General features: G+C 54.3%; 22 protein-coding genes. 12 read left to right on the top strand and 10 right to left on the bottom strand.

Going from position 1 to position 22,499, the window contains the following annotated elements; genetic code table 11:
* Positions 1–5: 5 nt before the first annotated feature.
* Both purD and PHD76_08925 read right to left on the bottom strand, forming a co-directional pair.
* Entirely contained in the window at positions 6–1,280 is a 1,275-nt protein-coding gene (purD, locus tag PHD76_08930; GenBank protein ID MDD5261955.1) for a phosphoribosylamine--glycine ligase, read from the bottom strand.
* Positions 1,277–2,170, bottom strand: coding sequence for an MBL fold metallo-hydrolase (locus PHD76_08925; GenBank protein MDD5261954.1), 894 nt, complete (start codon positions 2,168–2,170; stop codon positions 1,277–1,279). Before PHD76_08925 ends, purD begins: the two co-directional genes overlap by 4 nt.
* Here PHD76_08925 and PHD76_08920 point away from each other — a divergent pair.
* The 7 genes from PHD76_08920 (at position 2,169) to PHD76_08890 (ending at position 5,622) form a co-directional block, all read left to right on the top strand.
* A complete protein-coding gene (locus PHD76_08920; GenBank protein ID MDD5261953.1) occupies positions 2,169–2,375 on the top strand; it encodes a hypothetical protein in 207 nt (68 codons plus the stop codon). The two genes, PHD76_08925 and PHD76_08920, sit on opposite strands and share 2 nt — an antisense overlap.
* Before the next feature lie 63 nt (positions 2,376–2,438).
* Positions 2,439–2,612, top strand: coding sequence for a hypothetical protein (locus PHD76_08915; protein ID MDD5261952.1), 174 nt, complete (start codon positions 2,439–2,441; stop codon positions 2,610–2,612).
* The gene (locus PHD76_08910; GenBank protein ID MDD5261951.1) at positions 2,609–3,607 is read left to right on the top strand and encodes a DUF4126 domain-containing protein; all 999 of its coding nucleotides are present in this window, start codon (positions 2,609–2,611) and stop codon (positions 3,605–3,607) included. The genes PHD76_08915 and PHD76_08910 overlap by 4 nt, the downstream gene beginning before the upstream one ends.
* 278 nt (positions 3,608–3,885) lie before the next feature.
* Positions 3,886–4,461, top strand: coding sequence for a hypothetical protein (locus PHD76_08905; protein MDD5261950.1), 576 nt, complete (start codon positions 3,886–3,888; stop codon positions 4,459–4,461).
* Positions 4,462–4,474: 13 nt separating this feature from the next.
* Entirely contained in the window at positions 4,475–4,879 is a 405-nt protein-coding gene (locus tag PHD76_08900; GenBank protein ID MDD5261949.1) for a hypothetical protein, read from the top strand.
* Positions 4,876–5,229, top strand: coding sequence for a hypothetical protein (locus PHD76_08895; protein MDD5261948.1), 354 nt, complete (start codon positions 4,876–4,878; stop codon positions 5,227–5,229). Before PHD76_08900 ends, PHD76_08895 begins: the two co-directional genes overlap by 4 nt.
* A 75-nt stretch (positions 5,230–5,304) precedes the next feature.
* Positions 5,305–5,622: a hypothetical protein gene (locus PHD76_08890; GenBank protein MDD5261947.1), complete on the top strand. Its 318-nt coding sequence runs from the start codon at positions 5,305–5,307 to the stop codon at positions 5,620–5,622.
* Positions 5,623–5,767: 145 nt separating this feature from the next.
* Here the strand turns inward: PHD76_08890 and PHD76_08885 are convergent, their stop codons facing one another.
* On the bottom strand, positions 5,768–8,257 hold the full coding sequence (locus PHD76_08885; GenBank protein ID MDD5261946.1) for a serine hydrolase: 2,490 nt from the start codon (positions 8,255–8,257) through the stop codon (positions 5,768–5,770).
* A gap of 145 nt (positions 8,258–8,402) precedes the next feature.
* Here PHD76_08885 and larA point away from each other — a divergent pair, with 145 nt between their 5' ends.
* On the top strand, positions 8,403–9,695 hold the full coding sequence (larA, locus tag PHD76_08880; GenBank protein ID MDD5261945.1) for a nickel-dependent lactate racemase: 1,293 nt from the start codon (positions 8,403–8,405) through the stop codon (positions 9,693–9,695).
* Positions 9,696–9,713: 18 nt separating this feature from the next.
* On the opposite strand, the gene PHD76_08875 is transcribed toward larA, so the two are convergent.
* Positions 9,714–10,859 (bottom strand): glycerate kinase, encoded by a 1,146-nt coding sequence (locus tag PHD76_08875; protein ID MDD5261944.1) that lies wholly within the window; start codon positions 10,857–10,859, stop codon positions 9,714–9,716.
* A 173-nt stretch (positions 10,860–11,032) separates the two neighbouring features.
* On the opposite strand from PHD76_08875, the gene PHD76_08870 reads away from it, so the two are divergent.
* Together PHD76_08870 and PHD76_08865 are read left to right on the top strand one after the other, a co-directional pair.
* Positions 11,033–12,085 (top strand): GTP-binding protein, encoded by a 1,053-nt coding sequence (locus PHD76_08870; protein ID MDD5261943.1) that lies wholly within the window; start codon positions 11,033–11,035, stop codon positions 12,083–12,085.
* Between the two features lie 7 nt (positions 12,086–12,092).
* Entirely contained in the window at positions 12,093–13,142 is a 1,050-nt protein-coding gene (locus tag PHD76_08865; GenBank protein ID MDD5261942.1) for a hypothetical protein, read from the top strand.
* 12 nt (positions 13,143–13,154) lie between these two features.
* Here PHD76_08865 and PHD76_08860 read toward each other — a convergent pair whose 3' ends face one another.
* Positions 13,155–14,003, bottom strand: a complete 849-nt coding sequence (locus PHD76_08860; protein ID MDD5261941.1) for an SDR family oxidoreductase — start codon at positions 14,001–14,003, stop codon at positions 13,155–13,157.
* A 433-nt stretch (positions 14,004–14,436) separates the two neighbouring features.
* Between PHD76_08860 and PHD76_08855 the strand changes: the two genes are divergently transcribed.
* On the top strand, positions 14,437–14,883 hold the full coding sequence (locus PHD76_08855) for a hypothetical protein (GenBank protein ID MDD5261940.1): 447 nt from the start codon (positions 14,437–14,439) through the stop codon (positions 14,881–14,883).
* Between the two features lie 292 nt (positions 14,884–15,175).
* On the opposite strand, the gene PHD76_08850 is transcribed toward PHD76_08855, so the two are convergent.
* Positions 15,176–16,177, bottom strand: coding sequence for a glycosyltransferase family 9 protein (locus PHD76_08850; protein ID MDD5261939.1), 1,002 nt, complete (start codon positions 16,175–16,177; stop codon positions 15,176–15,178).
* The gene (locus PHD76_08845; GenBank protein MDD5261938.1) at positions 16,174–16,725 is read right to left on the bottom strand and encodes a hypothetical protein; all 552 of its coding nucleotides are present in this window, start codon (positions 16,723–16,725) and stop codon (positions 16,174–16,176) included. The genes PHD76_08850 and PHD76_08845 overlap by 4 nt, the downstream gene beginning before the upstream one ends.
* Positions 16,726–16,990: 265 nt before the next feature.
* On the opposite strand from PHD76_08845, the gene PHD76_08840 reads away from it, so the two are divergent.
* A complete protein-coding gene (locus PHD76_08840) occupies positions 16,991–17,713 on the top strand; it encodes a hypothetical protein (protein MDD5261937.1) in 723 nt (240 codons plus the stop codon).
* Positions 17,714–17,809: 96 nt separating this feature from the next.
* On the opposite strand, the gene mnmG is transcribed toward PHD76_08840, so the two are convergent.
* The 3 genes from mnmG to PHD76_08825 all read right to left on the bottom strand — a co-directional run bounded on the left by mnmG (position 17,810) and on the right by PHD76_08825 (position 22,261).
* On the bottom strand, positions 17,810–19,690 hold the full coding sequence (mnmG, locus tag PHD76_08835; protein ID MDD5261936.1) for a tRNA uridine-5-carboxymethylaminomethyl(34) synthesis enzyme MnmG: 1,881 nt from the start codon (positions 19,688–19,690) through the stop codon (positions 17,810–17,812).
* Positions 19,691–19,894: 204 nt separating this feature from the next.
* Complete coding sequence (locus tag PHD76_08830; GenBank protein MDD5261935.1) at positions 19,895–20,476, bottom strand: mechanosensitive ion channel; 582 nt, start codon at positions 20,474–20,476, stop codon at positions 19,895–19,897.
* 15 nt (positions 20,477–20,491) lie between these two features.
* Positions 20,492–22,261, bottom strand: coding sequence for an ABC transporter ATP-binding protein (locus PHD76_08825; GenBank protein ID MDD5261934.1), 1,770 nt, complete (start codon positions 22,259–22,261; stop codon positions 20,492–20,494).
* Positions 22,262–22,499: the final 238 nt, after the last annotated feature.

Here is a 22,499-nt window from a genome sequence, read left to right as displayed (position 1 = left end):
ACAGTCTAGCGCCGGGCTTGGGGTAAATCGAGGGCTCTTTTGCCGATATCGCTCCGGAACTGCGCCCCCTCGAAGCGGATTCTCCGCGCCTGCTCATAGGCTGCGTCCTTCGCTTCCAACAGGGTTTTGCCCCTGCCCGTGGCGGCCAGCACCCGCCCTCCGGATGTGAACACCCTGCCGTCCTTGCGGAGGGTCCCGCCGTGAAACAAAAGAGGAGGGGCCTGCTCCAGCCCATGAATTTCCTGTCCAATGACCGGATGCTCCGGGTAACCCGGCGCCGCCAGCACCACTGTCAGGGCGTGCTCGTTTTTCAAGCGAAAATCCAGCTTCCCTATCCTGCCTTCAACCGTGGCCAGCAATAAATCCAGCAACGGTGTTTCCAGCAACGGCAACAGCACCTCGGTCTCCGGATCGCCGAAGCGGCAATTGAACTCCAGCACTTTGGGCCCCTTTGCTGTGATCATCATACCGGCGTACAGCACGCCTTGATATGGAATTCCTTCGTCGCGCAGGACCCGTATCATCGGGCGTATGACGCTTTCCTCAATGTGGGACAGGAGCTCCTTTGTCACGACAGGCGCCGGGGCATAGGCGCCCATGCCCCCAGTGTTAGGCCCCTTGTCATTGTCGTAAATCCGCTTGTGGTCCTGCGAACTCGGCATCAGCACATAATCCCGTCCGTCCGTCACCGCATGGATCGACGCCTCCTCGCCCTCAAGGAATTCCTCGATCAGAATATTTTCTCCCGAAGCGCCGAACACTTTCTCGGTCATGATTTGGCGGATGGCTTGTTCCGCTTCCGCGCGCGTCTGCGCGATGATCACCCCCTTGCCCGCAGCAAGGCCGTCCGCCTTGATCACAAGCGGATACGGCTGCCCCTCACAATAAGCGAGAGCTTGCGCGGGGTCCGAAAACCGGGCGCTCGCCGCCGTCGGGATCTTTGCCTTTGCCAGCAGATCCTTCGTGAAAATCTTGCTGGCTTCCAGACGCGCGCCCGACCTGCCGGGCCCAAAAACAGGAATTCCAACGGCTGCCAGCTCATCCGCCAGACCCAGGCAAAGCGGCGCCTCGGGGCCGGCGACCACCAGTCCGGGGCGGGCGGTTTCGCACCAGGACTTGAGTCCCTTGATATCGTCCGTCTTTACCGGAATATTTTTTCCCAACTGCCCGGTTCCGGCATTGCCGGGGGCAAAATACAATTCGGAAACCCGCGCGTCCTGAGCCAGGGCCCAGCCGATGGCGTGCTCGCGCCCCCCATTTCCCACAACCAGAATTTTCATGGCAATTTGAATATCAGTACCGTCGGCACAGACGGCGCATCGGATGGGCGGAAGACATAATCGCTGGTGGCTAGTGTTTTGAGAGGATGGGCGCCCGGATCAAAGTCCTGGACGGGACGCAATTGCAGCGGGCCCGATTTGTCGGTTTTGTAGGCGACCGGCACAATCCACTTTGCCTTTGTCTGTTCCGCCAGTTTCCATAATTCCGAATTGGTTAATTCCAGGTTTCCAACCGGAAGAAAGAGCACATCCACACGCCCGATCTCCTGAATCTGGCTGCGGGTTAAAACATGGCCGATGGCGCCAAGATGGCAGAATCGGAGGTTGTCCATTTCGACAACATAAACCGTGTTGCCTCCGGATTCGGCGCCGTTTTTGTCATCGCGGAAAGTAGCGATGCCGCGAAAGGGAATCCCATTGGCGCGATTTGCTCCAAGTCCCGTCAAGCTCCGGAATACCTGCGGCAATCCAAACAGAGCCTGCCCGCCGTTGAGGTCGGTGCTTTCGGCGCTGATCAACACGATGTCAGCCGGCAAGGTGGGAGGAAATTTGTAGGCCATGCCCGCCTCATCCGAAAATGGATTGAGGGCCACGCGCACCCCGCTCGACGATGTGAGATAAACAAAGGAATGGCCGTAATAACGCACATTGGTTCCATCCGTCTGGATGGAAGGCCCGGACGCCTGTTTGACCGGAGCAGGCGGGTTGTCTGTTTTGGTTTGTTCCGGCGTTGCTTGTTGGGAGGGGGAGGGTTGCTCGTTTTGCGCGGGCGTCTGCGCGGCCTGCGGCCCGGCGGGACGCTTTTCAACCGGGGTCAACCCGCGAGGCGTCTGCGCCGCCACAACGTGAACGGTACAGCCCAGGCAAAAAAGCAGCAAAAATGTTCGCATGAATGCAGAAGCTGCGATTATTCAACAAAGCCAACGGCCCGTCGATGCCTATTATTCAAGCGGCCAGGGGGCAAAATGCTTTCTACACAAAGCACGCGAAGATAAAGGAAGTTTAAAACTGGAAGCGCTGAAGGCGCGGATTTATACCAGCCTGGGCACTGATAAATATCTTACTCTTACTCTGACTCAAACTCTTGAAATCTAACCACGAAATACGCAAAAAAAGCTTTAAACTTAAATCGTAAGACTTAAAACTTTTTCAAACCAAATGAAAAACGCCTCGCCCGTCAAATCCGGCCAGAATCTGGCTCTCGGTCTCTTCTACGCATTTAAAATCATCCCTCTGATGATCTCCGGCATGGCAATCTATTTGGGCTATCGATTGCGGTCCAGGCGCCCCGGCGTGACATCTGAAATACTTGAGGTTATTCTCGTTTCATGACTGAGCTGCAGCTCCTTGCGACTGCCATGGGATTGTCCGCGCTGGCCGGGCTGAACCTTTACCTCACCGTCTTTGTCCTGAGCCTTTCCTTGAATCTCGGTTGGGTCCACCTCGGGCCCGGCATGGAACATCTCCATATCATGGCGCACCCGGCCATCCTCATTGTTTCCGGCATCATGACCCTGATCGAGTTTATTGCAGATAAATGGCCCTGGTTCGATTCATTGTGGGACGCCTTCCATACCGTCATTCGCCCGGCGGGCGGCGTCATCCTCGGGCTTGCCGCCCTTGCTCCGGTGGACCCCCGCATCACCGTCCTGGCCGGGCTCTTTTGCGGCAGCATCACGCTCAGCAGCCACCTGGCCAAGGCCGGGACCCGTCTGGTGGTCAATGCTTCACCGGAGCCCTTCTCCAATTCAATTGTTAGTGTCACGGAAGATCTGATTGTGGTCGGCGGGCTCAGCCTGATTTATCTGCATCCCTTCATCGCGCTTGGAGTGCTGTTGGGTTTATTTTTCTTGTTCCTCTGGCTGGCGCCCCTTTTGTTCCGCCATATTTATCACACCATCCGCTTCATCCTGCTGAAACTGCGCAGCATCGGAGCCGAGGAACAGCGCATCTCACAACTGCCCGAAATCATTTCCGCCGAAAGCCGGGAGGCGCTTGAATCGAGGCTTGATAAGGGTGAAACTCTGGTCTGGTCGGTGCCGGTGGTGATCGGGCGGGTTCCAGGCCTGCCGCGAAATCGGAAAGGCTATCTGGGCTTCATCGAACCCTCCAAGCGCCTTGTCTTTATCGTTAAAACCCTGCGACCGATCCTAATTGGCTGCGATTCCCTTGAAATTACCCCCGAAATCCGCATGCTTTACGATCAATTGACGTTTTCTCCAGCCGGCAAGCGAAAAGCGTATTCCGTCCGCTTCGCCAAAAATCACCGGGCTTATTTTGAAAAAATACGCGAGGAACTCAGATTTAACCACGGATTACACGGATAGGTACGGATGAACCACTTACTCTTGCTCAAACTCCATCTCCAACTCTCCGAGAGTAGCATGTTTTTAACAGGAAGATCGCAAAGTACGCTCGAAACTGAATGCTTTGGCTCCACCCAATTTCATCTTGTTTGGATGGCGCAAGCGGGTGTAAGTTCCAGGAATGCAAAGCTATTCACGAAGCCTGTCCTTTCGGGCGACCTTTGCAGGTAAAATGCCGCGCGAGACTTTTTACCCACAAATGTCTCCGGCGACTGAATCATAATGTTAGCAATAAAACTATGAAAAACTGGAAAGCAGAGAGACTCTCCTCAGAGCTTTTTTTGGGCACCGAAGAAACAACCAAGCGGTTTTGGGACCTTCCCGAGCGCGAGTTGGTAATAGTATCCTCAGCATTAATTGACGTGGCATTGACAGAATTACTTTTTCACGCTTTACGTGGTTCGGAAAGTGAAAGGATGTCTTTTTTCGGAGTGGACGGAACTGCCCATGCCCCACTGGGAACATTTGGAGCAAAAATTCAATTGGCTCATCTTATGGGATATTTGCCAGAGACAGAATTAGCAAGTATTCGCGTCCTGAAAAAGATAAGAAATCATTTTGCACATCGTGTTGATGTTTCATTATCCAGCGATCTTATAAGACCTGAAATTGAGAAAATGAAAGTAATTGTTGGGGAAAAAGGGAAGGCAAATAATATTTCTGAAGATCTAGTTATCGCGGTGCAGCATCATCCACACCGCATGTATCTCCTGCTTTCCATAATCTATCAGGGCTTGTTTGCTGAGTTATTAAAGAAGATAACTGCTAACCAGACCATCCAGTCAACGTCGCTACGCGACGCGACTGATGGTTGACGTTCGATAAAATATGGATAAACCAATAATTAAAGCACGCTCTGGCGAACAGGAGCTTCTGCAAAGCGGCTGGCTACAGCCCCGCTGTAGTGATGAACCCGAAATAGCGATAGGGGCTGTCACGCTAGCTTTTCGCTTTATTAATTCTAATGATGCTAAAAAGCAACTTGAAGCAAGGAGGGAGGCCGACCATAAAAATCTTAGACTTGTATATATACTTGACGGTCAGATACCACCCTCCCCTCTTTCCTTTGGAACACTTTCTCCCGAGCCAGTCGGAACTGTTCAAGGCAGAGAATTGTTTTTAGGCTTCCGCCTCAGTAAATTCACCTCGGAATCACCTACAATTGACCTCATGTATTCCATCTATTTGGGGCGTCACGTCTCTACTCCTTTGGAACCAAAGGAGGGAAAATGACTATTCCTACAGATACTGTATTTGAAGTAACGAGAGGAGATGGCAATGCCATGCTAGCAGGGGCAATTTTGCCCTCTGACATGCGCGTAAGATTAGTTCGATCTGACTCAGCTCACCTTGATACAATACTATCTCTTTTTTATTCCACATCGTTTTCTATCTTTGGTGTTTTTTTAGGAGCAATACTTTCCAAAACAGGCGGACCATCCACCATAGAACTTTGGGCAACTGTATTCTTGGGAATAATCTCAGTAGCCCTATTGGCTCTTTGGGGATTTATAAAATACCGCCAGTTTGAAAAGGGCATTACTATTCCACAATCCGCCTTGGATCAATTTTGCAAAAAATAGATCGAACCATGCGGTTGACCCAAGCCCCTACAGCCTGCGGCTTCCGGGGCTAGATCACCGCCGACTAGCCAGAATATGATAATTGCACTCCAAACGGCCTCCGGTGGTCACCTGGGATTCATTCTTTTTGCTGACGATTCCGGCGATTGCCTTATTCGCGCACTTCCACATGATCCGGAATTACTTGAGAGCGAAGCATATCGCTTTCTTTGCGGCTGCCAAGATGCGGGTGAATTTACATTTCGATTTGAAGGCTCAAACGACTTATTTATCCAGAAGGATGCAACGACACTTCACTTTTCACGCACTTCAGCGGCAGAACGATTTTATCTAACCAAATCAGAATTAGGAATTTTTGGTTTCGTCGCGAAGGAGGATCAAAAAAATGGCTAACCATACGCTGCACACCCACGGCTCTCAGCGCGGGTTGTTGAAAAGCACGGTCATGGCTTCACCGGCTCAGTCACGGATGCTGCTTCCGCAGCCTCCGCGCCTTCGCCTTGCCCCGTTGCGCCACTGAGCTTTACGAACCTGAAACTCACCCGGCCATGTTTTCGACGATTGTGCCGAGGAACTGCGAGTGATACTTCGCAAAATTCCGTCCCGGGCCATTGCGGCACATGACGATGACCAGATCGTGTTCGGGATCGATCCGCAAGGTTGCCGACGAAGCCGCGCCATGCCCGAAGCTCCCCTTGCCAAGGCCCTCGCCTTCGAACCAGATGAGGCCAATGCCCCACTCCACACTTGTGTCCGGGCCGAGGATCCGGGTCAATCGCACAGGCAGCATTTGCTGGAAAGTCTCCGCGCTCATGAACCGCTTGTTGCCGTAGCTGCCGCGGTTCAACAGCATCTGTCCGAATTTCGCAATGTCCATCGGCACGCTGCGGGCGCCGCCCCAATAGCTGCCCGAGCTGTTGGTCACGTCCGTGTTGGCGCAACCGAGCGGCTCTAACAAATGGCGCTTGTAAAACTGCGGCAACGCTTCGCCGGTGATGATCTCGACAATCTTGCTGCCTATCGGGGCTCCCGCGTTGTTATATTCCTGCCGCTTGCCGACGGGCATGTACGGGTAGTAACCGGCAATCACATCGTCGAAGTCGCTCGGATCATCGCCGCAATCCCGCTGCAGCCCGGTCGTGTGCGTGTAGAGGTGGCGGATGGTCAGCGGCGTGGCGACCTTGTCATCACGAAACGATGGCAGATATTTCGACACAGGGTCGTCGAGGTTTGCCAAACCCTGATCGACCAACATCATCATCACCGTGCCGGACATGGCTTTCGTGATCGAGGCCATCCAGCTTTTTGTGTCCACGGTCATCGCTTTGCCGTTGCGCCGGCCATAGGCCTTGTGCAAAACAATCACGCCGTGGCGCGCGACACAAACGGCAAACGGCTCCTCGGTATCCGCAGACCATTGCCTGAGCAATGCGTCGATTTTTTTCGTTGCATCGGGCTTCATCCCCGCTGCCTTCAGTGTGCCTTTGTGAAGCATCGTTGCCGGCTTTCCCTTCACAATTTCCGGACAGACAAACGGCTTGCGATACAGTTTGTCCGCTCCGGCAAGCTTGCGCTTCAAGCCGACCCACCACTGGCGGTCGCGCGCCAGGAAATCCCCGGAAACGCCGGCGTTTTTCGCGCCCGGCTTGGTTTCATAAAGCGCCGCCATCAACGCGGGCGTTGCCATACAAGGAGACATGCTGCCGTCCAGCAGCGATTTCAGGTAACTGTTAACCGAAAACTTTTGTTCCCTGACCACGGTGGGATGTATCCCCGTTTCTTTTGGAAATTGCATGGGTCCCGTGATGTTTTCACGCGCGCCGCCATCCAGCTTTTCCCGGGTTCGAAACAAGGTCCGCAATCGCCGGAACGTTTTTCCGTCCCCGGTCTTGATCTCAACAACGGCGCCGTAACGGCCCGGCTTCTCCGCTGTCGCTACCGGATTGTAATCGGCGTCATAAAAGGTGGTTGTCAGGGTATATGGCCCGATCAAATCCTCCACATAGGAAGGCTGTTCGAAATCGCATTTTGGGAAGCCCGGTCCCGGGAACACGCTTGGATTGAAATCCAGCCTTTGCTCCATGAAAGCTTTGGCGCGCGCTTGCTGAAGGTCCGGCAAGCTGATTGTTTTCAGCAATTGCCCTTCCAGAAAAAGGTCCAACGGCCCATACGCCTTGTCCTGCGGGGGCATTGGCAAAACAAACTTCGCTCCCGCGCGTCCGTTTTCAGGCGTGGTCCGGGCGCTGCCCAATTCGCGCCCGTCTCCCTTGAGCGTGATTGTTTTCCCCAGCAATTCCATCGTACCCGCCACATCGACGCGCACCCTGCGAAACCGATCGTATTCTGCGAACACAACAGCCTTGACCGGCGGGCTTGGTTTCCCGGAAAGCCTGACACGATGCATGTTTATCGATTCATGGGCGTTGGGAATCGGATACCAGAGCGCTTGAAAACGTTCCGCGCCACCCGTGTCGTTGATGTAAATCTGGAAGGCAAGCTCGCGTCCGGTTTCGGGCTTGATCCCGAAATTGCCCCACGGCAGCAGGACTTCCAATGTGTACCCATTCGCGGTCTTGGTGCGCAGCGCCGTGGCAGTCACCTTTGTTTTCTTCAGCGCTTCGGACTTGCGTCCGTCCTGGAGGATCGAGCGAAGTTTGGGGCATTGCGGGTCCACTCCGGGACTGACAACCAGTTGAACGACATCGGGCGAGCCGCGCTGCGGGGAGTAGAAAATTTCGACGGAATCCTTTTCCCAAAGTTCGTTGCCCTGTTTTGCCTCGTCATAGGCGGCGGCAGAGGCCTTGACCAGCAGCAGCAATCCGCGTTCGTCCCACCCGAGGCGAAACAAGGCGTCAAAATCGAAGGCCGGCTTGACCCTGCCGTTCGCGTTTCCAAGCAGCTCAACCCGAAACCCACGGTCGCCCCAGTCATCGGCTTTGCCGTCGATGCTGATGTTGTCAAGGCGCGGTATGTCGAAGATGGGCGTTGCCTCTTCCTCCCGTTTCCGTCCCATGGAATGAGTGGCCATTTGACGGATTCCACACCCATCCGGGAACGAGTAAAGAAAAAACTCGGAAGACGGACAGTTTTGTTCTCCCTTTCGGCGAAGCGCCATTCGAAAAATTTCAAATCCGTGCTCGTTTGCCTGCGGCGGATCATGGTAATTTATTGAAATGCAAATCCCCTTGGCATACGGACAGGGCAACCTGCTGGTTGATCTGCCCGATCATCTCACAACCGTGATCACCCCGGCACAACAACCGGGCCTCGCTGATGAGCGGCTCGCCTTGAACCAAAAATTAGATCGACCAATCGGTTGTGCCCCCTTGCGCGAATGGGTCACCAACCAGACAAAGATATGCATTGTTTTCACCGACATCACCCGGCCGACTCCCAATGACCGGTTGATTCCGTGGATACTCGCCTATCTTGAGGATGCGGGCGTCAAGCGGGATCAAATCACACTGCTCAACGGCCTCGGCACCCACCGCCCGAACACCCGTGAAGAGTTGTGCAAAATGCTGACCGCCGGAGTCGTGGAACATTACCGCGTCCTCAATCATGAACCCGAAAATCCAGAAGCCCTGGCGCAGATGGGACACACCAGGGCGGGAGTTCCCGTTCTGCTCAACAAACATCTTCTAGCCGCGGACCTCAGGATCATCACCGGCTTCATCGAACCCCATTTTTTCGCGGGCTTCAGCGGCGGGCCCAAAGGCATCATGCCGGGCGTGGCCGGACTGCAGACCGTGATCAGCAACCACGGACGCGCCAATATTGGCAGCCCAAATGCGGCCTTCGGAATTACGGTGGGAAATCCGGTGTGGGAGGAGATGCGCGATATCGCCTTGCGGGCGGGTTTCAGTTTCCTGGTCAACGTCGCGCTGAACGAGCGCCGCGAGATCACGGGCATTTTTGCAGGCGACCTGATTGCAGCCCATGCGGAGGGTATTGAATTTGTCCGTGCCTCGGCGATGCAGCCTGTCGAACAGCCTTTTGAAATCGTCATTAGCACAAACAGCGGTTATCCGCTCGACTTGAATCTTTACCAGGCGGTGAAGGGCATGAGCGCGGCTGCGCGTATTGTGAAGGAGGGTGGGAGCATCATCATGGCTGCGGAATGCCGCGAGGGGATTCCAGCGTCCTCTCCGTTTTACAAGCTGTTGCGCCAAGCCGGTCGGCCGGAACGCGTTCTTGAGCTGATTGCCGAGTCCACCTTTCCCGAACAATGGCAGTCGCAGATACAGGCGTTGATCCAGCGGCACGCCAAAGTTTATTTGTACAGCAGCCTGGATCCGGAAGAGGTAAAGCTGGCGCACCTGGTGCCATGCCCGGATATTGCAGGACTGGTCCTGGAACAGATCGCAAAACTGGGTCCCTCTGCTCGTATCGCCGTGCTGCCCCAAGGTCCGTTGACCATTCCGTATTTGCGCCCGGAAGCAGAAGTGCCGGTGTCGGCCCTTTGATTCAAGCCACCGCCGATCTTAGCCGTCGGCAGACAGTCGAAACTGCGGCAAAATGGTTCCGGCACCGATCTCGGTTGCCACATCCCTCGCCAATGCCTCGAGCAAAGCGGCGGCATTTTTCATCGACTCTTCGGTGGTGAGTCCGGGACGATGAATTTCAAACACGGCGTCAAAAACATCCGCCACTCCGTCCCGGCCTCCCTTTTCGTGGATCCCGGAGAATGCGATGACCGGTTTGTTATGCTTGCGCGCAAGGGCCGCCACCCCGGCGGGGCCTTTGCCGTGAAGGGTTTGGGCGTCGATTTTTCCTTCGCCTGTAATGACAAGATCGCTGTCGGCAATCGCCTCTTCAATCCGCGCATACCCGGCAACAAGATCGAATCCGGAACGGATCGCGGCCCCGCAAAAACTCATCAGTCCGAATCCCAAACCGCCGGCCGCTCCGCTCCCGGGTGTGTTGCGGAAATCACAGCCCAAATCCCGGGCAACAAGATCCGCCAGATGCTCCAAACCGGCTTCCAATACCCCGATCATCTCCCGAGTTGCACCCTTTTGAGGTCCATAAACACGCGTCGCGCCGTGCTCGCCAAGCAGGGGATTATTGACATCACATGCGGCGATGATCCTGGGCAACGGCTTTGCGGGCACCGGCGCCTTGATGGTTTTGAAATGGCGCAGATTTTCCGGGATAGGTTCCATCGGCTCGCCATTGTGATTCAGAAACCGGTAACCCAGCACCCCCGCCATTCCTATGCCGCCATCATTCGTCGCGCTTCCACCGATCCCGATCAAAATGTCGCACGCGCTCCTGGCGATTGCATCGCGAATCAGTTCGCCGGTGCCGGCGCTGGAGGCCTTCAGTGGATTGCGTTCTTCCGGCGCGATCCGCCACAAGCCGGAGGCGGCGCTCATCTCGATCACGGCTGTGCTCTCGTCCAACCAGCCATAACTTGCGGTGACTTCGCGTCCCAGCGCGTCATGCGCGCGCACCGGGGTGTTTCGCGTCGAAAGCGCGTCTGCAAAACCTTCACCGCCATCGGCAACCGGTTTGTGGACAACAACCGCGCCCGGCCAGGCTGCCAGGAATCCGCGGGAGATTGCCGATCCCACCTCCGCCGCGCGGAGGGATCCTTTGAATTTGTCCGGGGCAATCAGGATTTTCACAGGTACCAGTCTTAGCCTGATTATCTTCCACCGCAACGGTCCTGTGAAATATACGCCTTCCGAGATTCAGGTGATGAACGGGCTCATAAGTTGAACTCCTGCGCCATTTTTATGCACAGCGGTCTGCGTTAAATCTTTGCACCCGTTGAGTTCACGCATTATTCTTTCCCCGCATGACCCAGCCTTCCTCCAAGCGTATCCCCGTGACAATTTTGACGGGCTTTCTCGGTGCGGGTAAAACAACCCTGCTCAACCGGATTTTGACCGAAGAGCACGGCAAGCGCATTGCCGTCATCGAAAATGAATATGGCGAGGTCGGAATCGATCACGAACTCGTCATCAACACCGACGAGGAGATTTTTGAAATGAACAACGGCTGCATTTGTTGCACCGTGCGCGGCGATTTGATCCGCATTCTGGGCAACCTGCTGCGCCGCCGCAATAAATTCGACCACATTCTGATCGAGACAACCGGCCTTGCGGATCCCGGCCCGGTCATCCAGACTTTTTTTGTCGATGAAGATCTAAAGCAGGCCTTGCTCGTGGATTCGGTTGTCACGCTGGTGGATGCCAAACATGTTTTGCAGCACATCGATGACAGCCGCGAAGTGAAGGAGCAGATCGCCTTTGCCGATATCATTCTGCTGAACAAGATGGATCTGGTTGACGCAGCCGAAGCGGACGCTCTTGAAAAGCGCATTCATTCGATCAACAAGCTGTCGAAAATATACCGGACAGAAAATGCCGCGATTGATTTGTCGTATGTTCTTGATGTTGGGGCTTTTGATTTGGACCGCATCATGGAGATCGAACCCGATTTTTTGGAGGAGGAGCAGCACCATGACCATTCAGAACACGAATGCGGACCCGACTGCACGCATCATCACGACGATGAAAAAGAAGAGGAACATCACCACGATCATGAACACGACGAAAGCATCCAGTCGGTGGGGATTGAGCATGAAGGGGAAGTACACGGCGAAAGGCTGAACGAGTGGATCCGCGTGTTGTTGGCAAGCAAAGGGCGGGACATTTTCCGGATGAAGGGCATTTTTTGCATCAAGGGCCAGCCGAACCGGCTTGTTTTTCAGGGGGTTCACATGATGCTGGATGCAAAGCCCGAAACGGACTCAAGAGGCAAGGCCCGGAAAAGCAGCCTGATTTTCATTGGGCGCAATCTGGATCGCGAGGAACTCAACAAGGGATTTCAAGGCTGCCTGGCCTGATTCCATCATGCCTGATACCCAAACTTCTGTTCATACCAAACGCCTGCCCCCCGCATGGCAGACGCAACTGAGCGACTTCATCGTGTCGCTGGAATGGTCGCCCGACGGCGCCTGGCTCGCGGCAGCCACAGCCGACGGACAGGTGAGCCTGATCCCACGACAACCCAACGCCCCGGTAAAAGCTTTTAGCGCCCACACTGCAGGCATGGGAGCGCTGTCATGGCATCCCAACGGAGGCCCACTGGCCACAGCCGGCCAGGACGGCATGGTTCGGGCCTGGAACCCATCGGAAGCCGGGCCGATTTGGAGCTATCAATCCGGTCGCGCGTGGATTGAACGTCTGGCCTGGAGCCCGGTATCGGCGGGTCCGGAGAACAACAACGAACCCGTCCTGGCCTTCGCGCAGGGCAAGGAATTGCATCTTCTGGATGCCAGGGGCGAAGCGGTTGCCAAGGGAGAACCCCTCGGCAGTTCGATTGCGGATCTATGCTGGCATCCAGGCGATCCAATAATCGTGACGGCGGCTTACGGCGGCCTCTGCACCTGGAACGGGCAAACTGCCGAAATGCTCAAGGCCTTTGAATGGAAGGGGGCGATCTGGAATTGCCGTTGGAGCCCCGACGGGCGCTGGGTATGCGGCGGCAGCCAGGAAAACGCGGTGCATATCTGGGACGCCGCAAGCGGAATGCACTTCCACATGCCGGGCTATCAATCGAAAATCCGTTCGATCGATTGGAGTGCCGACGGGCAATGGATGGCAACCAGCAACGGGATCGATGTGCTCCTCTGGGATTGTTCCGGCGCAGGTCCGAGCGGACGCCAACCGGCCATGTTCGGATTACATAGCGAGCCGGTAACTGTAATCAGATTCCAACACCACGGCCATCTCTTTGCCGCCGGCGGCAAGGATGGGAAACTGGCGCTGTGGAACGGGGACGGGAATGAGGAGCCGCTGGCTGTTTACATGGGCAAGGAGGAAATCAGCGCAGTCCGCTGGTCGCCCGACGACAAACTGCTTGCGGCCGGAACGGCTTCCGGCGACGTGTTTATTTTTTAAAACCAGACTTTGTTAGGTTTTTAGCAAGCGGGCATATCCCTCGCGAAAACTTGGATACCGGGGCTGCCAGCCCAACGCGCGCAGCTTGGCGTTGCTGACACGTTTATTTGTGATTCCCCTTTTCTTCCCGGCACCCGCAGCCCGCAATGGCGCGAAAGTCGGCGCGGGCTTTTTGAATTTCTCCGAAAGCCAGTTATAAATCTCGGAATAGGTCGAGGGGTTGTCGTCCACCCCGTTATAAATTTCTCCCGCAACTCCAGCTTTGCTCAGGAGCATTTCAAAAGCCGTGACAATATCTTCCAAATGGATCAGGTTCAGGAATCGCTTGGGATCCGCCGACATCACTGCCTTTCCCTCCAGAAATTTTTCCAGCAACACCGTGCGGCCCGGGCCGTAGATCCCGGCAAGCCGCAGCACGGCGCCTCCCGCCTGCACAACCATTTTTTCCGCTTCAACCAGAATTTTTCCCGATTCGCTCGGCGGGTTTGTTTCGGAACTTTCATCCACCCAGGATGCGTCCGATTGCCCATAGACCGAACTGGACGAAATATAAATAAATCGGGTTGGCGGCGGCAAATTCCAGACTGCAAGAGCCAGGCCGTCGTGATGCAGGCTCCGGTATTCCTCCACTCCGCCACCGCGGGTTGAGGGACAATACAAGACCGCATCGGGTTTGAAGTTCAGATTTGTCCAGGCTTCAGCCGATGCGAGATCCGCCACCAGCGAATCAAAACCCGCCTCGCGCAATCGCGCGCTGCTTTCAGGACTGCGCACCCAGCAAAGGACCTCATGCCCCAGTTCTTTCATGCGCCTGACGCAGGCGCTGCCCACATAGCCCGCGCCTGCGATGAGAATTTTCATGCCGGAAGTTTAGAACTCCTGATGAATTCAGGCGAGATCAATGCGAATCCAGAGCAGGCACCGGGTAACCCGTTTTACAAAGAGATCGCGGAGAACGTGAAGGAAATGAAGAATTCAGAAGTCAGAATTAAGAATTCAGAAACTGCACAGAGTTAAAAGCTCCTGCTTAAAATCCGCCAAAGGACGGATTCACCGGGTGCGAACTTAAAACTTGAAGAGAACCACAGATGGACACGGATAAACACTGATGTCACGAACGCAAAGGAATATCATTTTGGTTAGCACAAACTGTATCCATCCCCCTGATAAGGCGGAAGACAAGGGGGTTTTCTTGGCTTACAAAAAGTGGCGGATTTATTGTTTTTACGAGTTTTCAGGGTCGTGGTAGTATTGTGTTATACTGAATCTAACCTATTATACTTTCAGTCAATAAATGAAAGTTTACACATTGCCCATTGTTACAGAACGACCCACTAAAACTTGGGCCGAAGGAAATGAGCTCATTATCATTTCCACTGTTGACTATTTTATAAACTTGTTGGTTGCTTACGCCCCAGCAGAACTGAAAGCCGAATATTCTCCTGACCATAAAACCGCCATTTGGTCACTTTTTAAGCTTCCAGAGTATGCAATAGTTCATTCAGAGGCATTACCTTCGGTTCTCTTTCGTCCTTGTCTGGCACGTATTGCATTTTCTTACATGGATGGATGTTTTTACGGAGGATTTAATCGCCTACTCTTGAGTCATTCTGGACACACTTATCGTGCTATTTTTTATTTGGCCAACGACGGTCTTTCCGGATTTTGGTTTAAAGGGTTCTGTGCAAGAGAAGCTGAAATTCAATACAAGACCGAACCGACCGGTCCAGGTCAAATATGAATAATGGCGAGCCGACGTTGATGGAATAACCCCATGGAATTCGACGAGGACAAGATCGAGCAGGACGTGTTGGCGTTGCTGTATCTCACCGCATTCCAGCAGAAAAGGAACTGTTCGAAGCCAAGTACAAGAAGGCTTAAGCTGTGACTTCTTAGGTAGTCTTATTACAGAATCCGCGTCCATCCGTGTTTATCCGTGGTTCTGTTTAAGTTTCTAGTTTTCAGTGTTCAGTTTCAGGATTTCCTCTGCGCCTCCGCGTCTTTGCGCGAGAACCTGTGCTGGTTTTAAACCTTCACTCTTCACGTTCTTCGCAATCTCTTTGTAAAAATCTTCTTTGGAGACGATTTAAAACTTCATCCACGGAAATGGATTCCATCCCTTTCACAGATCGGGTGATTTTCACATGCGCTCCCGGCGGCGCCCAGACATCTGGATCCGTCACCCCAAACAAAAGCTGACACGGAATCCCCACGGCCGCGGCCAGATGGCTGATCCCCGAGTCATGCCCAAGAAAAAAATTGCAGCGCTCCAGCACCGCCGCGCAAACCGGCAGTGTCTGGTTGTAAATCACGGTGTGAGGTACCTTCAGTCCGGAGCTCAACTGCGGCAAAAGTTCCGACTCGGCTTCGCCACCGGTCAAAACCAGCCGCACATCCAATTCTTCCGACATTCGCTCCATCAATTCTTTCCAATTTTCAAACGGCCAGTTTTTGCGCGGGCTGCCGCTGCCGGGATGAATCGCCACCGTCCTGCGCCCATCGTCCGGCAGCAATCTGGAAGCCTCCGCCCGATCTTCGGAATTTGGATAAACCCTGCTCCGGTAATCGCTCGTGGAAAGTCCAAGCAAGGCGAGCGGCGCGCAAAGTTGCGCGGCAGCGGGGCTGGCAACAATCCGGCTGTCGCCCCGCAAATAATAGCCGGGTGTTTTGCGTCCGATTTCAGCAGGGCTGATGCCGTGCTCCAACGGCTCCAAACCGCAACGCTGAAGATTGTGTTGAAACACAAGTTCAGGGTCTGACAGCCAACTGACGACAAGATGAAAGGAGCTGAAGTACGCGGCCTCGGACGGGGGCAGTTCCACGCCGGGTAGATAAAACGGGGCGAAGGCAGGATCTTCAATCGAACGACAATTATCGGCGTAATGACGCCCCACGGCGAGGCAGGCGATGGAAGGTTTGCCTAGAATTTCGATCTGCGCACCGGGCCAGGTCTTACGCAGCAATGCCAGGGCCGGCAGAGTGACAATAAAATCACCCAGAGCGCCGCCGCGGATGACAAGGATTCGGACTTTCAATAAACAAACAGGCCCAGCCCAAGCAGGACGACACCGAAGGCGACGCCCCCCCAGGCAGCCCAGCGGGCGCATTTTTCTGTTTTATAAAGCCAGCCCAGAAAGTCCCTCAAATGATAAGGCGACCCCACCAAAAACATACCCACAACCGCATAGACATACGCCAGAACCGTAATCACCAGCTTGGAGGGTTCATTCCGCAGGAAGGCGGCATCGAGTAGGACATTGGCAAGCAGCAGGAGCAAAACACCCAAAGCGCGCGCGGTCAGGAATTCCCGGACATACCAAATCACGGCTGCGGTCATCGCCACTGCGAAAAGCAGAAAAATATTTTGATACGATTTAAAATCCATCAAATCGGCGTAAAAGATCAATCCGCAAAACCAGAGGCCTGCGGCCAGCATTAATAAGACGCCCAAGGGGTAATTTCTGGGTGCGGCCAGCAAAAAGCGCCGGGTTTGTTCGGGTTTCCAGAGCGCCCAACCATGGGCCAGTATATAAATCAAGCCCAAGGCAATGGCGACTTGCTGCAGAGTAAGCGAATAAATCATAGGAATACGAGACGAGCAGGTTATGCAAGAGGGTAAGAGCTTGTCATTAACTAATTTACCTTGATGTAACCCGCTTCTATGTAGCCCTCCGTCAGGGCCTTAGCCTGGAATTAATTGAACTAACAGCCCAAAGCGGGTTATGCCATAATTGCTATCGCACCAAATAACAATGGGATATTTAAATTATTATATTATTCAGCATAAAAAGCCTTGAATTCGTTGATGACTTTCGTTAGAAAGCTACTACATGCGTTGGGTCATATCTATGCTGCTTTTGTGTTTTTTCGCTTCGGCGGCCGCAGTGCAGGCCATTGAAGCGTCTGCTGCTTCCTTCATCCGCACCGTCGATATAACGCTTCATTCGAACTATCTCCCCAAGCATGATATTGTCACCACCGGCTTCTGGGTTGGGGAAGGCTCCACCGGATACAATGATACCACGAGCTATGCCAGCGCCTGGGACGACACTTGGACCCGCAGTTTTGGCGGTGTCGATCACCCCGAAAAACGCGTGAGCTTTTCCTCAGCCGGAACGGTTTCCTTGCCCAAAAAATTTGCCCCCACCCGCAATCCCTTTTACGTCGCCCTGCCCTTCAACGATGTCAAATATCCGGAATTGGCAGCCAAATATATCCCGTGGTGGAATGCCAAGGCCCATCAGCGCGACCCTTATGTGTCCCAATGCCGGGGCCATTGGCTCATGATTCAATTCAATGGCAAGACTTGCTTTGCCCAATGGGAAGATGTCGGCCCCTTCCGTACCGACCATGCAAAATATGTTTTTGGCGACGAACGGCCCACGACCTACACCAAAGCGGGATTGGATGTTTCACCGGCTGTGCGCGACTATCTTGGTCTTAGCGGCATGAACAAAACCACCTGGCGCTTTGTCGATAACGACGAAGTGCCCTATGGCCCCTGGATCGAATACGGCGAGCAGGCGATTCTTTATTCGGCAATCAAAGCCGAGCCCATGCATTTGAATTAGCCCGGATCTTTCTCACGCTTCTAAAAAACCGGGTAGTATATCTTGCTGAGAGATCGGACAAAATGGGGTGAAATCCGGTCTAAAAGTAAAACCGCCTTATTTTGAGGCGGCTTTACCGCTGGCGCTCTTTCCACGCTTCACCCAAATCGACAGAATCGCGACATCCGCCGGATTGATCCCGGATATGCGTGACGCCTGGCCGAAGGAACGTGGCCGAATTTCATTCAATTTGATCCGGGCCTCGGTTTTCAGCCCCTTGATTTCGTTGAAATCCACCCACTCGGGAATGAGTGTTTCTTCCATTTCCCTGGCCTTTTCAATTTGACCCAGCTCCCGGGCCACATAGCCGGAATATTTGAGGTCTGTCTCCACTTGATCGGCAACCTCGCTGTCGGTGGATTGAAATTCCTCGGGCAAGTTGGACCACATGAAATCCGGCCGTCGCAGCCAGTCTTGAAGCAGGATGCCATCGACCCGAATTTGACTGAGCCGCTGTTTGACTTCTTCAATTCGCGATTGCTTTTCCCTGATCCGCGCAACACGCACACTTGAGGCCAGGCCCAATTGGGCGCCATGCTGGGTCAGGCGAAGATCCGCATTGTCCTGTCGCAATAAAAGACGATATTCCGCGCGCGAGGTGAACATGCGGTACGGTTCCTTTGTGCCTTTGGTCACCAAATCATCGACCAGCACGCCGATGTAAGCTTCATGTCGGCCCAGGATAAAGGGGGCCTTGTGTTGGACTTTGAGCGCGGCATTGATCCCCGCCATCAGCCCCTGAGCGGCGGCCTCTTCGTAACCCGAAGTCCCGTTGATTTGACCGGCAAAATAGAGCCCTTCGATTTTCTTGGTTTCAAGGGTGGACTGGAGTTGGGTGGGCGGACAGAAATCGTATTCGACCGCATAGCCCGCCCGCATGATCTCGACCTCTTCGAGACCGGCAATGGAACGGATGAAGTCATATTGGGTTTCGATGGGGAGGCTGGTGGAACAACCGTTGACGTAATATTCGTCCGTGTGCCGACCTTCCGGCTCCAGGAAAATCTGGTGCCGCTCCTTGTCGGCAAACCGCACGATTTTGTCTTCGAGGGAAGGGCAATAGCGGGGTCCAATGCCTTGGATGATGCCGCAGTAAAGAGGGGACTTGTCGAGATTGGCCCGGATGATTTCGGCGGTTTTGAGGTTCGTGTGGGTGATCCAACAGGGCAGTTGTTCCACGTGGAACATTTCAGGCTTCCAGCAGTTCAGCGTAAAAATATCGTCCTTCGCCTTCTCTATTGTATCCGCCACATAACTAAACCTCGGCGGCGGAACGTCGCCCTCCTGGCTCTGGCATTTTGAAAAATCGATGGTCCGCCCATTCAACCTGGGCGGCGTTCCGGTCTTCAATCGCTGTACTTCAAATCCCAAGCTTCTCAATGTATCCGAAAAATTGCTGACCCCATCGCCCATGCGGCCCCCCACTGCATTCCTCAACCCCACATGCAACAGCGCCTTCAAAAAGGTCCCCGTGGTGATCACCACCGAGCTGGTCCGATATTTCACACCCAAACTCGTAGCCACCGCCACAACACAATCCCCTTCAACTTCCAAGTCCGCAATGTTGCCTTGCTTGAGGTCCAAATTCGGGGTGCGTTCCAAAATGGCTTTCATCCGAAATTGATACGCCTTCTTGTCGCATTGCGCCCGCGGCGCACGCACGCTTGCCCCCTTTTTCATATTCAACATCCGGAACTGAATTCCCGTCGCGTCGGTATTCATTCCCATCTCACCCCCCAGCGCATCAATCTCGCGAACCAAGTGACCCTTCGCCAAACCGCCTATCGCCGGGTTGCAACTCATCTGCGCAATCGTATCCAAGTTCATGGTCAGCAGCAGGGTCTTACAGCCCATGCGCGACGCAGCCAAAGCCGCCTCGCAGCCGGCATGACCCGCGCCGGCCACCACGACATCATAAATTTTGGGATACGTGAACATTTGCAAGTATCTTGCTACGAGAATGTTGCGACTAGTATTAAATAGTCAAAATCTTCACCGTAGGAAGAGAGATCAAAGCCTAGCAGTGCTGTGACTGGTGTCAAATCTGCCAACCCAGGCAACGTGACAAACAACCCTATAATGAATGATAATCAACCACAAAAAGGTTGGGTTCTTCCGTCCGCTGGGTATGAATGGGACGCTCTACTTGCCTTCTCCGCCCGAGGCCAGTTGCTCTTCCAGCGACTTCCCGGCAGTTCCTTTGCGGCGGACGATGACTTTTTGGAAAAAGAGGTTGTTAGGCACCTGAATCAACCGGTCATCCGCCGCGCGCAATGTGGTGAACAAAAGATTCAAATCGCACACCTCGCCTTCCGCACCCTCACCCTTGATTTCCACATGGTCCCCCATTTTGAACGGGCGGAATAAAATCAACAGGAAGGTGCAGGTCACGCTGCTCAACACACTCCAAAATGCGACGAAGGCGACGCCGATCAACGCGAGGACACTGCTCAGAACGACGACAAAATCCAACTCGAACAGGCGGTTCAGCAGGATTGCCAAAAATAGGGTCAGGACCGCCACGCGCGCCAAAATCAGCAGGGGCCTCAACGCCAGCCGCGAAACACGGGTGGAGTTGGCGAGGCGGGTCGCCAGGTGTTCGACCAGCACAAGCGACAAACCCGTGAGCAGGCCGATCACACTCACGTCCGTGGCCAGCTTCGCCCAGTAATGAAAGTCCCCAAGCTTCCAATCCGAAAGGGTCATGGCATCCGCGATTATCATATCAATTACATTCTCCTACCGGACCAAATGTTCAAACGTTTCTTCAATGGTTTCACCCACGCTTTGCTCCCGGCACAAGCGCGCATAAAGCCCGTCCAAAGCCAGCAATTCTTCGTGACCGCCGCGTTCAATAATCCGGCCCTCTTTCAGGACACAAATCAAATCGGCGCGCCGCACCGTGGACAAGCGGTGCGCGATCACAAAGGAAGTGCGGTTTTGCAGGAGCCGTTCGAGAGCTTCCTGGATGAGCCGTTCCGTGGCCGTATCGACACTGGCCGTGGCTTCATCCAAAATCAAAATCGGGGGGTCTTTCAACAGCGCGCGGGCAATCGAGAGCCGCTGCTTTTCGCCAACACTGAGTTTGACCCCGTTTTCGCCCACATTGGTTTCCAATGTCTTGGGCAAATTCCGCACAAAGCCGGCCGCATTGGCCGCTTCCAGGGACGACCAGATTTCGGCATCCGTAGCCTCCGGTTTGCCTAACAACAAATTCTCCCGGACCGTGGTGTTGAAAAGAAAAGCCTCCTGCGTCACCACGCCGATCTGATTCCGCAAATCTTCCAGGAGCAGATCTTGCACAGGAACCCCGTCGATCCGCACCGACCCTGATTTGACCCGGTAAAAGCGCGGGATCAAACTGACCAGGCTGGTTTTGCCGGCCCCGGTCGGCCCGACCAGAGCGATGGTTTGCCCGGCCTCGGCAGTCAGGTTGATATCATGAAGTACAGTTCGGCTGGACTCATATTCGAAACCGGCATTCTGAATTTCAACCCGGCGGGCGCTGCCGTGCAGCTCCGGCAGGCGAGTCGGCGAAAGAGGCTCGGGTTCAACCGCTGTGTCCAAAATTTTAAACACGCGTTCGGCCGCGGCCCGGCCGCCCTGGAAAAGCTGGTTGAGCTGGTGCAATTTTTCGATCGGTTCATGGAACATCCGCACATACAACAAAAAGGCCATCAGGTCGCCGACCCTGAACCCGGGCCGGCCATGAAGCACATCCAGCCCACCGAAATAAAGCACCAGAACAATCCCGGTGGCCGAGAGAAAAGTCATGGATGGCGAATAGCAGGCCCAGGTCCGCATCAAGTTCAACGAGGCTTCCCGCACCGCATTGGCCTTTTGGCGAAAGTGAACATGCTCGGTTTGTTCGCGGCCAAACGACTTGATTTGCAGCACTCCCTGCAGGTTGTCCATCAGGAGGGCATTCAAGGCCGAAGTGGCGCGGCGGATGGCGCGATGCCGTTGATGCGAGGCCCTCGTGAATATCAAGGCTCCCGCAGCCAGAAACGGCATGGGAAGCATGACGAGCCAGGCCAGTCTGGAATTGATCGAAAACAGCCACGCACCCACGCCCACGATTTGCAGGATGGCCACCGACCCCTGCTCGATGCCATCGATCAGGACCCGTTCCATGTTGGTGACGTCCTCGCTCACCCGGGTGAGGAGATCGCCTGTGGCCTGGTTGTCGAACCAGCCGAGCGGCAGGCGTTGGAGATGGGCGTAGAGATCGCTGCGCAAATCGAAAATGACGTTCTGTTCAAAGGTGTTGTTCAGAATAATGCGAAACGCATTCAAGAGGTCGCGCAGGAAAAACGAAGCCAGCACAGCCAAAACCATCCAGATGAGGCGGTCGGACCGGTTGCCCGTCAGCGCGTCATTGATGATCGATCCGGTCAGTTTCGGATACAGAATGGCGAAACCTGTGGAGAAAACGGCACAAACCAGCGTGCTGATCGCAAAAATCGGATAGCGGCGGCAATAGCCAAAAACACGTTTAAGATCCTTCATGCAAAAGAATCATGTTAACGCAAAGCCGCCAAGGCGCAAAGAATCAAATGGCAGCGGTTCGGGAGAGCGCAGGGATGGATTGCATATTACGGCTTTTGCAAACTACAGTGGAGTCATTTATGAAAGAGCATCTGCCCATTTTGCGCCGTGTTGGCATCGTTTTGATTATTGTGGGGCTTGTCGATATAGCATGGATGGTCTGGTGCATCACACATGACAGATCCTATTCTTCCAGCTT

It is taken from the genome of Candidatus Methylacidiphilales bacterium (genome assembly GCA_028713655.1).
Taxonomy (GTDB): Bacteria; Verrucomicrobiota; Verrucomicrobiia; order Methylacidiphilales; family JAAUTS01; genus JAQTNW01.
Note: the sequence above shows the minus strand (reverse complement) of the source record. Positions and strands in the feature narration are given on the sequence as shown.